Genomic DNA, 13,407 nt, shown 5'->3' with positions numbered 1-13,407 from the left:
CCAACAGGAGAGACCCCGAATGAAATCCCTGACGATCGCGGCCGCCGCGCTGATGCTGACCGCGGGCCTGGCCCAGGCCCAGACCATCCGCATGGGCACCGAAGGCGCCTATGCCCCCTACAACTTCATCGACGACGCCACCGGCGAGGTCACCGGCTTCGAGATCGAGCTGGGCAACGAGCTGTGCAAGCGCGCCGAGCTGGACTGCACCTGGGTGCGCAACGATTGGGATTCGATCATCCCGAACCTGGTCTCGTCGAACTATGACACGATCATGGCCGGCATGAACATCAACGCCGAACGCCAGGCAGTCATCGCCTTCACCCAGCCCTACACCCCGCCGACGCCGTCGGCCTATGCGGCGCTGGCGGCTGACGTCGACGTCGAGGGCGGCATCGTCGCGGCCCAGACCAGCACCATCCAGGCCGGCTATGTCGCCGAGAGCGGCGCGACGCTGATCGAGTTCCCGAACCCCGACCAGGCCGTCGCCGCCGTCCGCAACGGCGAGGCCGACGCGATCCTGGCCGACCGCGACTTCCTGGCCCCCATCGTCGAGGAATCCGGCGGAGAGCTGGTCTGGGTCGAGGGCATGGACCGCGTCGCCCTGGGCGAGGGCATCGGCATGGGCCTGCGCCAGTCCGACACCGAGCTGCTGGAGAAGTTCGACGCGCAGATCACCGCGATGAAGGAAGACGGCAGCCTGAACGACATGATCAAGAAGTGGTTCGGCGACGACGCGCTGCTGTTCGAATGATCTGACCTGCCGCCGCGGACCCGTGCCGCGGCGGCCCTTCGGGAAGTCCCATGTTCGCATATTGCACCGATCCGTCCCTGCTGCAGGGGCTTGCCTGGCTGTCGTGCTACCTGACATCGGGCACGCATCTGCTGTTCTATGCCAGCTTCGGGACGGTGCTTCTGCTGTTGGCGATCACCGCGCCCATCGCGCTGCTGTTCGGCTTTGGCGGCGCCATGGCCAGCCGCTCGCGCATCGCGCCGCTGCGGTGGTTCGGGGGGATCTACACCTCGATGGTGCGGGGCGTGCCGGACATCATCTTCTTCCTGTTCGTGCCGATCGCGCTGGACCAGGGCTTCGAATGGGTGCGCCATCAGGTCCTGTGCGACAGCGATGCGCCCGTCCGGCAGGGCAACGATTTCGTCGTGTGCGCCGCGGCCAAGCTGCCGCTGAACGATGCCGCGCCCTGGGTGCATGACGTCTATGGCATCTTCCTGGCGGTCATCGCCTTCTCGATCGTCTTCGGTGCCTTTGCCGCGAACGTGCTGTCCGGCGCCATGGCCGCCGTGCCTCGCGCCCAGCTGGAAACGGCCGAGGCCTATGGCATGTCGCCCGCGCAGGTGAACCGCCGCGTGCTGATCCCCCAGATGTGGACCTATGCCCTGCCGGGCCTGTCGAACCTGTGGATGATCCTGATCAAGGCCACGCCGCTTCTGTTCCTGCTGGGGGTCGAGGACATCGTCTATTGGGCGCGCGAGTTGGGCGGCTCCAAGACCAGCGCCTTCACCTATCCGCATCCGGACTGGCGGCTGTATTACTTCCTGGCGATCCTGGTGTTCTATCTGGGCATGACCTGGATCTCGGAACGCGTGCTGGGCCGCGTCACGCGGCGGCTGTCGCGCGGCCAGGCCACGCTTGGCGGCGAGGCCGAGCGCAAGGGAGCCCCGGCATGAGCTGCGTGCAGACCATCCAGGACTATGCCCTGCGCTCGATCGGCTATGGCGAACGGCTGTTGCCGCGCGAGGGATATGACCTGTGCCAGCAGGCGGTGCTGATCGGGTCGGGCCTGATCTGGAACCTGTATTTTGCAGTGTTGGCGTTGTCGGTCGGCTTCTTCATCGCGACGGGCGTGGCGCTGGCCAAGGCCAGTGCCACCCCCTGGCTGCGCAAGCCCGCGAATGCCTTCATCTTCGTCTTCCGCGGCAGTCCGTTGTTCATCCAGTTCTTCATCGCCTATGAATCGCTGGTGCTGCTGCCGCGGGCGGGCATCGACGTCCTGGGGATGACCATCCAGACCAGCTGGCTGACGCGGGCCTGGGCCGGGGCGCTGATCGTGCTGATCCTGAACACCGCGGCCTACAGCGCGCAGATCTTTCACGGCGCGCTGATGTCGGTCCCCAAGGGAGAGGTCGAGGCCGCCGACGCCTATGGCCTGACCGGCTGGAAGCGGTTCCGGCGGATCGTCTGGCCCACCATGCTGCGCCTGGCCTGGCCCAGCTACACGAACGAGGCGATCTTCCTGTTCCACGCCACGACGCTGGTCTATTTCAGCGGCTTTCCGGCGTTCCAGCAAAAGGGCGACGCGCTGTACTATGCCAGCTACTTCGCCGACCGGACCTTCAACCCCTTTGTCGCCTATCCCATTGCCGCCGCTTATTTCATCGCTGCCACCTTGGCATTGATCTGGCTTTTCGGCAGGGTGAACAGGCGGCTGAACCGGCATCTGCCGGGTGCGACCAGCCGCGTCCGGTACCGTCCCCAGTTGATGAGATAATCCCATGGAATGGCTGCGCGAACACCCCGAGGTCAAGACGATCCGCGTCGCGGCAGCAGACCTGAACGGTGTCGCGCGGGGCAAGCGCGTGCCCGCCCGCTATGCCGGCAAGCTGCTGGAGGAGGGGACCAAGTTTCCCTATTCGGTCCTGAACCTGGACATCTGGGGCGAGGATGTCGAGGACAGCCCGCTGGTCTTCGAATCCGGCGACCCTGACGGGCTGCTGCTGCCGACCGAACGGGGGTTCCTGCCCATGCCGTGGCTGGACGCGCCCACGGGACTGCTGCCCCTGTGGATGTTCCATCCCGACGGCACCCCCTATGACGGCGATCCGCGCCAGGCGCTGGCCCGCGTGGCCGAACGCTATGTCGCGGCCGGGCTGGTGCCGGTGGTGGCGACCGAGCTGGAATTCTTTCTGATCGACGACAGCGGAAAGACGCTGCGCGTGCCGCCCAGCCCGAAATCCGGCAAGCGGCGCACCGGCGGCGAGGTCCTGTCGCTGCGCGCGCTGGACGCGTTCGACCAGTTCTTCACCACGCTCTATGACGCCTGCGAGGCGATGGACATTCCCGCCGACACCGCCATCTCGGAGGCGGGGCCGGGACAGTTCGAGATCAACCTGATGCATCAGGCCGATCCGCTGAAGGCCGCCGACGACACCTGGCTGTTCAAGATGCTGGTCAAGGGCATCGCCCGGACCTACGGCTTTGCCGCCAGCTTCATGGCCAAGCCCTACGAGATGTTCGCAGGCAACGGGATGCACATGCATTTCTCGATCCTGGACCGGGCCGGGCGAAACATCTTCGACAATGGCGGAGAGGAGGGGACCGAGGCGCTGCGCCAGGCTGTCGCCGGCTGCCTGCGCGCCATGCCCGGATCGACCCTGCTCTTTGCCCCGCACGAGAACAGCTTTGACCGCCTGGTTCCCAACGCCCATGCCCCGACCGGCATCGGCTGGGCCTATGAGAACCGCACCGCCGCGATCCGCATCCCCTCCTCGGGCCCCAAGGCCCGGCGGATCGAGCATCGCGTGGCCGGCGGCGACGTGAACCCCTATCTGACCATCGCCGCCATCCTGGGGGCCGCGCTGAACGGGATCGAGGACCAGCTGGTCGCCCCCGCGCCCTTCAAGGGCAACGCCTATGACCAGAAGCTGGCGCAGCTGCCCGGCGACTGGGGCGCCGCGATCGAGGCGTTCGACAGCTGCCCCGAGATCCGCCGCATCCTGCCCGCGCATCTGGTCGACAACTATCTGATGACCAAGCGCCAGGAACTGCATTACATGGCCGAGCTGTCCGACGAGGAGACGGTCGAGCTGTACCTGGACACGGTCTGATCGCGACGATGGGCCGCCCGCCTGTTTCCGGGCAGCAGGGCCGTGGGCAATGTTCGCCGTCCGTGACGGCAAGTGAGGCGGTGGATGAGCAGGCCAGGCCTTGATGCGACCGACATCCGCATCCTTGCGGCCGTGCAGCAGCACGGGCAGCTGAGCAAGGCGCGACTGGCCGAGCTGGTGAACCTGTCGCCCACACCCTGCTGGGCGCGCCTGACGCGGCTGCGCGAGGCCGGGCTGATCCGGGGATACCGGGCCGACATCGCGCTGGAGCGCATTGCCAATGTCACCCAGGTCGTCGTCACCGTATCGCTGGCGCAGCACCGCAAGGTCGATTTCGACCGGTTCGAAGGCCATATCGGCGCCCTGCCGGAGATCACCGAATGCATCGCGACCGGCGGCGGGATGGATTATGTCCTCAAGGTCGTCACCCAAAGCCTGACGGCGTTCCAGACCCTGATGGAATCGCTGCTGGAGGCCGATCTGGGGATCCAGCGCTATATGACCTATATCGTGACGCGACAGGTCAAGGCGGCACAGCCCGACCTCAAGGCGCTGACGCGCGCGCCCGCGCACCCCGCCTGACCCGGCGCGGGATTCTCCGGCCAAAACCGTCCGGTCTGCAGTCCACCCCAAGAACAGCCCGACCGGCCTGTTTGCGCGCCGGATTTGGCCCGTGCGTCGTCCGCATCCGCGCTTAGATGGCAGATGTCCCGCCTCGGCCACCGGCCCATTTTCGTGGAAGAAGACGTCAGATGACCCAGATCCAAGATTTCGGTTTCGGAACCCAGATCCGCAAGTCCCCCTATTTCGACGCGACCGTCCGATGGGGCGCCACGGGGTTCTCGGTCTATAACCACATGTACATCCCGCGCGACTTCGGCGATCCGGTGCAGAACTTCTGGAACCTGATCAACGACGCGATCCTGTGCGACGTCGCCGTCGAGCGTCAGGTCGAGATCACCGGCCCCGACGCGGCGCGGTTCGTCCAGATGCTGACCCCGCGCGACCTGTCCAAGATGGCGGTCGGACAGTGCAAATATGTGCTGATCACGAATGCCCAGGGCGGCATCCTGAACGACCCGGTCCTGCTGCGGCTGGCGGAAAACCATTTCTGGATATCGCTGGCCGACAGTGACATCCTGCTGTGGGCGCAGGGGGTCGCGGTGCATTCGGGAATGGACGTCACGATCAGGGAACCGGACGTGTCGCCCCTGCAGCTGCAGGGGCCGAAATCGGGTGCGGTGATGCGGGCGCTGTTCGGCGACGCGATCATGGACCTGCGCTATTACTGGTTGCGCCGCGTAGATCTGGACGGCATCCCGCTGATCGTGTCGCGCACCGGCTGGTCCAGCGAGTTGGGATACGAGCTGTATCTGCAGGACGGCAGTCGTGGCGACGCGCTGTGGGAGCGGATCATGGCCGCGGGTGCGCCCCTGGGGCTGAAGGCGGGCCACACCTCGTCGATCCGCCGGATCGAGGGGGCGATGCTGTCCTATCACGCCGATGCCGACATCGACACCAATCCCTATGAGCTGGGTCTGGATCGGCTGGTCGATCTGGACATCGAGGCCGATTTCATCGGCAAGGACGCGCTGCGCCGGATCAAGGCCGACGGCCCCGCCCGCCGCCAGGTCGGCCTGGTGATCGACGGCGCGCCGCTGAAGGGGCCGAACACGACCTTCTGGCCCGTCACCCGTGACGGCCAGGTCGTGGGCAAGGTCACCTCGGCGATCCATTCGCCACGGCTGGATCGCAACATCGCGCTGGCGATGCTGTCGGCCGGATCGGCACAGATGGGCGCCCAGGTTCAGGTCCGGACCCCGGACGGCACGCGGTCCGCGACCATCGTCGAACGGCCCTTTCACGACCCCAAGAAGACCATCGCCGTCGCCTGACCCTGCCCCCGGATCACGGAGCCTCAGACATGTCCGATCTGTCCTGCCCCCCGACGCGGATGGTGCCTCTGTCCGGGGACCGCCGCGTGCTGATGCCTGGGGATGCAGATGCCCGGTAAGGCGATGTCGTTCCAGCCCCCCGGGGCAGGGCGCACCTTTCCGGCGACGCGTGGTGCATTGTCGCCCTGCGCCCGCAAGGGGCTGGTCGCATGCGGGCGGGTGATCAGGGTTGCCCCGGTGCGTCGCCGGTCTGGCACCCGGCGAACACGCCCGACCAGTTCAATCACCCCGCCCGATCGGAATGCGCGTGCTGCGCGATCGGGTCGGGCGACTGAACGCGGCGACATGATGGGCAACCGGCCTTCCCTGCGGCGGGGCGGATAGCATGTACCACCTTCGCCGTCTTGCCGTCCGTCATGCCCGCGCCTTCGAATGGGTCTATGTCCGGTTCGAGGCCGCTCTGGTCGCCCTCGACCCGCTGTTCCGGCGCATCGGGTATCACCGGCTGGAACGCCCCGTCGCCGCGGTCGAGCGGTTGACCAAGGGCCTGCTGTTCGACTGTCGGATGTGCGGGCAATGCGTGCTGTCCTCGACCGGCATGTCCTGCCCGATGAACTGCCCCAAGACATTGCGGAACGGTCCCTGCGGCGGCGTGCGCCCCGGCGGCTTCTGCGAGGTCGATCCGCAGATGCGCTGTGTCTGGGTGATGGCGTGGGAGGGGGCCGCCCGGATGCGCGACGGCGCGCGGATCGGCGACGTCCAGCCGCCCGTGGACCGCAGCCTGCAGGGGTCGTCGTCCTGGCTGCGCGTGGCGCGCGAAAAGGCGGCGCACCCGGCCGGGCCGTCCGACGCCCCCCGCGCCACCATCGCCTGCGCCTTTCCGCAGGCCCGCGCCCATGAACCGGCGGCCGCGCCCCTGGCGGTCGAGCCGCGACCAGCTGACCGGGGGCCGCGCCGATGACCGACCTCCCGCCCGTCGATTTTGACCGCTGGCAGCCGTCCTATGACCCGCCGCCGCCCGGCCATGTGTCGGGCAGCCGGTTGGAGCGGGTGCTGCGCCAGGGTCATTTCGCGGTCACCGCCGAACTGAACCCGCCCGACAGCGCAGACCCCGCGGATGTCTTTGCCGCCGCGCGCCCGCTGGCCCGGGTCGCCGACGCGATCAACGCGACGGATGCGTCGGGGGCCAACTGCCACATGTCGTCGATCGGCATCTCGGCCCTGCTGACGCGGGCGGGGATCGGGACGGTCTATCAGATATCCTGCCGCGACCGGAACCGCATCGCGATCCAGGGGGACGTGCTGGGGGCGGCGGCGATGGGGGTGCGCAACGTGCTGTGCCTGACCGGCGACGGGGTGGGGGTGGGCGATCAGCCCGGCGCGCGACCGGTCTTCGATCTGGATTCGATCTCGCTGCTGCGCACCATCCGGACGATGCGCGACGATGGCATGTTTTTGTCGGGCCGCCGCATCACCAGCCCGCCGCGCATGTTCCTAGGCGCGGCCGAGAACCCCTGCATCGCGCCGTTGGACTGGCGTCCCGACCGCCTGGCCAAGAAGGTCGAGGCTGGCGCGGATTTCATCCAGACGAACTATATCTTCGACGTCCCGACCTTCGCGCGCTTCATGGCGCGGGTCCGCGACCTGGGCCTGGACCGGCGGGTGTTCATCCTGGCCGGGGTCGGCCCGCTGGCCTCGGCCAAGGCCGCGCGCTGGATGCGCAGCAACGTTCCCGGCGTCCATATCCCGGACGCGGTGATCGCCCGGATGGAGCGGGCCGCCGATCCCGGCGAGGAGGGCAAACGCCTGTGCATCGAGCTGATCCAGCAGATCCGCGCGATTGCGGGCGTCAGCGGCGTGCATGTCATGGCCTATCGCCGGGAACACCTGGTGTCCGAGATCATCGCCCAGTCCGGTGTGCGCGAGGGGCGCCCGGCAGACTGATCGTCGTCAGCGATGCGCCAGGTATTCTGCCGCCACATAGCCCGAGACGCTGGGCCGGTCGGCAAGCATCACCCTGCACCAGACCTTGCCGTCGGTGGTCACGCAGTTCTGGCGCGTCAGGCGCGTGCCGTCGGGCAGGCCGATGATGATCCTGTGGTTCAGCCCCGGCCCCTCGCGCAGCTTGAGAAGGTCGTCGGGGCCGGCACCCTGCACCACCGCGCCGGAGCCGACCGCGCAGGCCGTGACCGTCATGAGCGCAAGAAAGGCGGCAAGATATGGTCGCATTGTAGGTCCCTGATCGTTTCGCCGCCGATACGACACCATCGCGCCCATGACGGCAATCGGGTTCGCACCGGTCGCGGTCGATTGACGCTGCTTTGGATGCTGGAAAGGTGGCGTTGCCCAAAGCATTGGGGTCATCCGTCAATGGACGAACCACCGCCAAAAATTGTGTGCAAGGCATGTTGGGCGGCCGATACTTTTATTCATTAACCTGCTTTTTGCGCCGTGAACCGCGTCATCAGCATACCTGCGCGACTTTACAGTAAAAATATTGTATGCATTATCTGAAGGTGTCGGCGCTCGGGGAGGAGCGGCCGGATCACGGCGAGGGGCCGGGAATATCAGGGAGGAAGTGATGAAACACGCGATAGCGGCTGCCGTCATGAGCGGCGCGATGTGCCTGATGGCCGGGGATGCATCGGCCGAGCGGACCTTGCGCATGACCGTCCAGGTCGGTGCCAACCATCCCGTCGGCGCGAACACCCATTATTTCGCCGAACAGCTGAACGAGATTTCCGGCGGCGAGATGACCGTGCGCGTCTTTGACAGCGCGTCGCTATTCAAGGGGCAGGAGGTGCCGCAGGCGATCTCCAGCGGCGCGATCGACATGGGCATCGTGCTGGCCGACGAATATGCGGGGTCCGTCCCGGCAGCCGGCATTTTCTCGGTCGCGTTCATGTTCCCGGACTATCAGATCCTGGCGCGCGCCGCCGACCGTGAGGGCGCGTTCCGCACGACCTTTGACAACCTGCTGCTGGAGGCCGGGTCCAAGGTGCTGTGGTGGCAGGACTACGGTCCCGTGCAGATGCTGTCCAAGGGCGCGCCGGTCGTCTCTCCGGAGGACATGCGCGGCAAGATGGTGCGTGCGACCGGCAAGCCGACCGGCGATCTGATCGAGGCCGTGGGCGGATCGGCCGTGGTTGTCGGCGGCGCCGAGCAGTTCGTGGCCTATCAGCGCGGCTTGGTCGATATCGGGATGAGCGGGACCACCGCGGTCAAGTCGCGCGCGCTTTATGAGGTGATGGATCATGTCACCATGACCAGCCACGGCCTGGCCGAATTCATCGCGGTCATCAACCCGGCCCTGTGGGACAGCATGTCCGAACAGGAGCAGGCCTGGATGACCGAGGCCGCCATCCGCGCCGAGGAGAAGATGCGCGCCGAGACCGAGGCCGAGAATGTCGAGGCCGCGCAGTGGCTGGCCGAGAACGGCCATGCGACCGTCACCGAACTGACGCCCGAGCAGATCGCCGTCTGGCAGGAGGCCACCCGCCCCGCGGTCGAGCAGTTCCGCCAGGAGGCGGGCGAGGCGGGAGACCAGCTTCTGACGGCGCTGGACGCGCTGCGCTGAGGGCAGGGGCATGACTGCATCCCGTGGCGCGCTGCGCCTGGCGGACGGGCTGTCGCTGATCGCGGCGCGCCTGTCCGAGGTGGGCATCGTCGCCATGACGATGCTGCTGACCTATGAGGTGGTGGCGCGCTATGTCTTTCGCGCCCCCACGCATTGGACATCGGACGTCGCGACCACGGTGATGATCTGGCTCACCTTCCTGGCGATGGGCTATTGCCTGCGCGACGGGCACATGATCCGCATCACTGCCGTCATCGGGCAACTGCCCCCCGCAGGCCGCAAGGCGGCCGAGGCGCTGAGCCTTGTGGCGATCCTCGGGTTCTCGATCTTTGTTCTGTGGGTCGCCACGGGGTCGATGCTCGATTCGATCGCCTTCGGGCGGCGCCAGCCCTCGATGCTGCGGATGCCGACCTGGATCGCCGAACTGCCGATCATCCTTGGCTTTGCGATCCTGGCCTTGCAGGCGCTGGCGGACCTGATCCGGCTGCCGGGCCGTCCCGCCCCCGATTTCGCCAGCAGCGCCGAACAGGAGCTGTCGCACAACGCCCCTGGGGAGGCCGGACGATGACCCCGTTCCTGATCTTCGGCGCGCTTCTGGCGCTGCTGATGACCGGCATTCCGGTGGCCTTCACGCTGGGCATCCTGGGTGCGGGCCTGCTGGCCATCGACGGGTTGCCGCTGTCGATGGTCGCCAGCACGCTGTTCGGCGGCATCAACGATTTCGTGCTGCTGGCCATCCCGCTGTTCCTGCTGATGTCGAACCTGCTGCTGCGCGGGGGGATCGGGCGCGACCTGTTCGTCGCGATGCAGAGCTGGGTCGGGCATTGGCCCGGCGGCCTGGGCATCGCGGCGCTGCTGTCCTGCGGAGTCTTCTCGGCCATTTCGGGCAGCTCGATCACCACGGCCGCGACCGTCGGCACCGTTGCCATCCCCGAGATGGTCAAGCGCGGCTATTCGCGCAGCCTGACATTGGGCCTGATGGCGGCAGGCGGCACGCTGGGGATCATCATTCCGCCCTCGGTTCCGCTGATCATCTATGGCGCGATCACCGAACAAAGCATCGGCCAGCTGTTTCTGGCCGGCGTCGGTCCGGGCATCCTGCTGATCGTGCTGTTCGGCATCTATGTCGTCATCGCATCGGCGATCCAGGGCACGCATCAGGCGATGCCGCGCGCGACATGGCCCGAACGTCTGGCCGCGACGCGGCGCGCCCTGCCGACGCTGCTGCTGGCGGGCACGATCCTGGGCGGCATCTATGGCGGGATCTTCACCCCGACCGAGGCCTCGGGCATCGGCGCGTCCGTCGCGTTGCTGATCCTGGGGGCAGGCGGGCGGCTCAGCCGTGCGGTGTTCCTGGGCGCGGTGCGCGACACGGTCAAGACGACGACGGTCATCTTCCTGATCGTCATCGGCGCCAAGATCTTCGGCCAGGCGATCACCCTCTATCAGCTGCCCGCGCAACTGGCCTGGCTGTTCGAGGACTACTTCAACACGGCGACGCTGGCGCTGCTGCTGATCGCGGTCATGCTGATCTTCATCGGCTTCTTCCTGGAGAGCATGTCGATGCTGCTGATCATGGTGCCGGTGCTGATGCCGACGGTGATCGCGCTTGGCATCGATCCGATCTGGTTCGGCATCTTCTTCGTGCTGCTGATCGAGGTCGCGCTGATCACCCCGCCGGTCGGGCTGAACCTGTTCGTGATCCAGTCGCTGGACCGCGCGCCATTGTCGGTGGTGGCCAAGGGCGCGCTGCCCTTTGTCGCGATCATGCTGGGGTCGGTGTTCCTGATCGCGCTGTTCCCGCAGATCGTCCTGGCGATACCGGGGCTGTAGTGATCGGCGCCCGGCCGGACGGCCGGGCGCCGATGCAGGTCAGGCGCCGAACCAGCCTGCGCGGGCCAGCTGGCCGGTGATCTTGTCCGGCACGCGTTCGGCCAGCCACTCCACCAGCAGGGCCAGCCGGTCGTGATCCAGGCCGGTGTCGATCCCCTCGCGGTGCAGCAGGTAATGCACGTCCTCGGTCGCGATGTTGCCGGTGGCGCGGGGCGCGAAGGGACAGCCGCCAAGCCCCCCGATGGACGCATCGATGATGCCGGCGCCGCGTTCCAGCGCGGTCATCAGGTTGGCAAAGCCAGTGTTGCGGGTGTTGTGCAGGTGCACGCCCCAGGCAATGCCGTCCAGCGCGTCGCGGCAGGCGTCATGGACCCGCGCGATGTCGCGGGGGGCGGCGACGCCGATCGTGTCGGCCAGCACGATCCGGTCGGCGCCCGCCGCGCGCAGCGCCTCTGCCATCTGCGCGATCCGCGCGGGCGCGATCTCTCCCTCGAACGGGCAGCCATAGGCGGTGGCGATCACGCCGGTCAGCTGCCGCCCGGCCTGGCCGACCATCGGCGCCACGGCGGCAAAGGCCGCGAGGCTGTCGTCGCTGCCCATGTTCTGGTTGCGCCGGCAGAACGTGTCCGACGCGACGACCGCAAAGCGCAGTTCGCGCACCCCGGTCGCCAGGACCCGTTCGGCCCCCCTGCGGTTCAGGACCAGGGCCGACAGCTGGACCGCCGGCAGGGGCGGCAGCGCGTCCAGCACCGCCTCGGCATCCGCCATCTGCGGGACGCGGGCCGGGTTCACCATGCTGACGGCTTCGATCTGGCGCAGCCCCGCGGCCGCCAGTTCGGCGATCAGATGCGCCCGTTCCTGGACCGAGAACAGGCGCGGCAGGTTCTGCAGCCCGTCGCGCGGGCCGACCTCGCAGATCGTGACGCTCATATCACGCCCCGCGCCTTGAGATCCTCGATCGTCTCCTCGCCAAGGCCGATCCGGGCATAGATCTCGGCGTTGTGCGCGCCCACCTGCTGCGGGCCCAGCCAGGCGATGTCGCCGGGCGTCTCGGACAGGACCGGGAAGACGCCGGGGACGGTGATCGTGCCGAAGTCGTCGTCGTGATGGTCACGCACCATGCCGCGTTCGCGGAAATGCGGGTCCTGGACCACCTCGGCGATCGAGTTGATCGGGCCGAAGACCACGCCGAACTGCTCCAGCCGCGCGGTCAGGTCGGCCACGTCCAGCGACGCGGACCAGGTCGCAATCATCGAATCCAGCAGCTCCGCGTTCTCGCCCCGCGCGATATGGGTCACGAAGCGCGGATCGTCCGCCAGATGCGGCTGGCCCATCGCCTGCGTCAGACGGCGGAACATCGCATCCACATTGGCCGCGATCACCACATAGGTGCCGTCCCTGGCCGGATAGATGTTCGACGGCGCGATCTTGGCAAGCCCGGTGCCGGACGGCTGGCGGACCTCTCCGGCCTTGGAATATTCCGTGACCGTGCTTTCCAGCATCGCAAAGCAGCTTTCGGTGATGGCCGCGTCCACCACCTGGCCGCGCCCGCCGTTCCGGTCGCGGTGATACAGCGCCATCATCATCCCCTCGAACGCGAACAGCGCCGTCAGCGTGTCGCCAAGCGAGATGCCATAGCGCGGCGGCGGCATGTCCGGATAGCCGTTGATATAGCGCAGCCCCGACATCGCCTCGCCCACCGACGCAAAGCCGGGTCGCGCCGCATAGGGGCCAGTCTGGCCAAAGCCCGAGACCCGCACGATCACCAGCCCGGGGTTCAGGGCGTGCAGCTGCTCCGGGCTCATGCCCCAGCGTTCCAGGGTGCCGGGCTTGAAGTTCTCGATCAGGACATCGGCCTGCGCGATCAGCGACCGCGCCAGCTCCTGCCCCTCGGCGGCACGCAGGTTGATCGAGACGGATTTCTTGTTGCGTGCCATGATCGGCCACCACAGCGTCTTGCCCTCGTGCTGCAGGCGGCCCCAGCTGCGGATCGGATCGCCGCTGCCCGGCGCCTCGACCTTGATGACCTCGGCCCCGAAATCGGCGCAGCGGCTGCCGACGAACGGTCCCGCCAAAAGCTGCCCCATCTCGACGACCCGCAGGCCCTGCAGCGGCCCGAACGGTGCTTTCCCTGTCATCGCCATCCCTCCCTGATGCGTTCATGACGGGTTTAATCCGCGCGGCCTGAAATTTGTATCCATTTTTTATGGCTGAAGATCGATTTTCTATGGTTCCAGTGAAGCATGCCTGCTTTCCTGC

The 13,407-nt window shown here is 67.3% G+C and carries 14 protein-coding genes; 11 read left to right on the top strand and 3 right to left on the bottom strand.

Annotated elements, in window-relative coordinates; all coding sequences use genetic code 11:
- Positions 1 to 19: 19 nt before the first annotated feature.
- The 8 genes from LZ686_RS04385 (at position 20) to LZ686_RS04350 (ending at position 7,682) form a co-directional block, all read left to right on the top strand.
- On the top strand, positions 20 to 754 hold the full coding sequence (locus LZ686_RS04385) for a transporter substrate-binding domain-containing protein (RefSeq protein ID WP_045981983.1): 735 nt from the start codon (positions 20 to 22) through the stop codon (positions 752 to 754).
- A gap of 50 nt (positions 755 to 804) precedes the next feature.
- Positions 805 to 1,686, top strand: coding sequence for an ABC transporter permease (locus tag LZ686_RS04380; protein WP_045981982.1), 882 nt, complete (start codon positions 805 to 807; stop codon positions 1,684 to 1,686).
- A complete protein-coding gene (locus LZ686_RS04375) occupies positions 1,683 to 2,507 on the top strand; it encodes an ABC transporter permease (RefSeq protein ID WP_349547091.1) in 825 nt (274 codons plus the stop codon). The genes LZ686_RS04380 and LZ686_RS04375 overlap by 4 nt, the downstream gene beginning before the upstream one ends.
- Before the next feature lie 4 nt (positions 2,508 to 2,511).
- Positions 2,512 to 3,843: a glutamine synthetase family protein gene (locus tag LZ686_RS04370; protein ID WP_046001093.1), complete on the top strand. Its 1,332-nt coding sequence runs from the start codon at positions 2,512 to 2,514 to the stop codon at positions 3,841 to 3,843.
- 84 nt (positions 3,844 to 3,927) lie between these two features.
- Positions 3,928 to 4,425, top strand: a complete 498-nt coding sequence (locus LZ686_RS04365; protein WP_127899031.1) for an Lrp/AsnC family transcriptional regulator — start codon at positions 3,928 to 3,930, stop codon at positions 4,423 to 4,425.
- A 170-nt stretch (positions 4,426 to 4,595) separates the two neighbouring features.
- Positions 4,596 to 5,738 (top strand): glycine cleavage T C-terminal barrel domain-containing protein, encoded by a 1,143-nt coding sequence (locus LZ686_RS04360; protein ID WP_349547090.1) that lies wholly within the window; start codon positions 4,596 to 4,598, stop codon positions 5,736 to 5,738.
- A 385-nt stretch (positions 5,739 to 6,123) separates the two neighbouring features.
- The gene (locus LZ686_RS04355; RefSeq protein ID WP_349547089.1) at positions 6,124 to 6,699 is read left to right on the top strand and encodes a methylenetetrahydrofolate reductase C-terminal domain-containing protein; all 576 of its coding nucleotides are present in this window, start codon (positions 6,124 to 6,126) and stop codon (positions 6,697 to 6,699) included.
- Positions 6,696 to 7,682, top strand: coding sequence for a methylenetetrahydrofolate reductase (locus LZ686_RS04350; protein ID WP_349547088.1), 987 nt, complete (start codon positions 6,696 to 6,698; stop codon positions 7,680 to 7,682). The genes LZ686_RS04355 and LZ686_RS04350 overlap by 4 nt, the downstream gene beginning before the upstream one ends.
- A gap of 6 nt (positions 7,683 to 7,688) precedes the next feature.
- Here the strand turns inward: LZ686_RS04350 and LZ686_RS04345 are convergent, their stop codons facing one another.
- Entirely contained in the window at positions 7,689 to 7,967 is a 279-nt protein-coding gene (locus LZ686_RS04345; RefSeq protein WP_045982978.1) for an SH3 domain-containing protein, read from the bottom strand.
- 352 nt (positions 7,968 to 8,319) lie between these two features.
- Here LZ686_RS04345 and dctP point away from each other — a divergent pair, with 352 nt between their 5' ends.
- The 3 genes from dctP to LZ686_RS04330 are packed head-to-tail and all read left to right on the top strand — an operon-like array spanning position 8,320 to position 11,148.
- Positions 8,320 to 9,315 carry a TRAP transporter substrate-binding protein DctP gene (dctP, locus tag LZ686_RS04340; RefSeq protein WP_127899028.1) on the top strand — a complete coding sequence of 332 codons (996 nt, stop codon included), beginning with the start codon at positions 8,320 to 8,322 and terminating at the stop codon, positions 9,313 to 9,315.
- A gap of 10 nt (positions 9,316 to 9,325) precedes the next feature.
- Entirely contained in the window at positions 9,326 to 9,883 is a 558-nt protein-coding gene (locus LZ686_RS04335; protein WP_045982976.1) for a TRAP transporter small permease, read from the top strand.
- Entirely contained in the window at positions 9,880 to 11,148 is a 1,269-nt protein-coding gene (locus tag LZ686_RS04330; RefSeq protein WP_349547087.1) for a TRAP transporter large permease, read from the top strand. The genes LZ686_RS04335 and LZ686_RS04330 overlap by 4 nt, the downstream gene beginning before the upstream one ends.
- Positions 11,149 to 11,187: 39 nt before the next feature.
- Here the strand turns inward: LZ686_RS04330 and LZ686_RS04325 are convergent, their stop codons facing one another.
- Both LZ686_RS04325 and LZ686_RS04320 read right to left on the bottom strand, forming a co-directional pair.
- Complete coding sequence (locus tag LZ686_RS04325; RefSeq protein ID WP_349547086.1) at positions 11,188 to 12,078, bottom strand: hydroxymethylglutaryl-CoA lyase; 891 nt, start codon at positions 12,076 to 12,078, stop codon at positions 11,188 to 11,190.
- Positions 12,075 to 13,286: a CaiB/BaiF CoA transferase family protein gene (locus LZ686_RS04320; protein ID WP_148911941.1), complete on the bottom strand. Its 1,212-nt coding sequence runs from the start codon at positions 13,284 to 13,286 to the stop codon at positions 12,075 to 12,077. The genes LZ686_RS04325 and LZ686_RS04320 overlap by 4 nt, the downstream gene beginning before the upstream one ends.
- Between the last annotated feature and the right edge of the window lie 121 nt (positions 13,287 to 13,407).

The organism is Paracoccus sp. NFXS7 (assembly GCF_040148865.1).
Lineage (GTDB): Bacteria > Pseudomonadota > Alphaproteobacteria > Rhodobacterales > Rhodobacteraceae > Paracoccus > Paracoccus marcusii.
The sequence above is the reverse complement of the archived record's forward strand: the minus strand, read 5'-3'. Positions and strand labels throughout refer to the sequence as shown.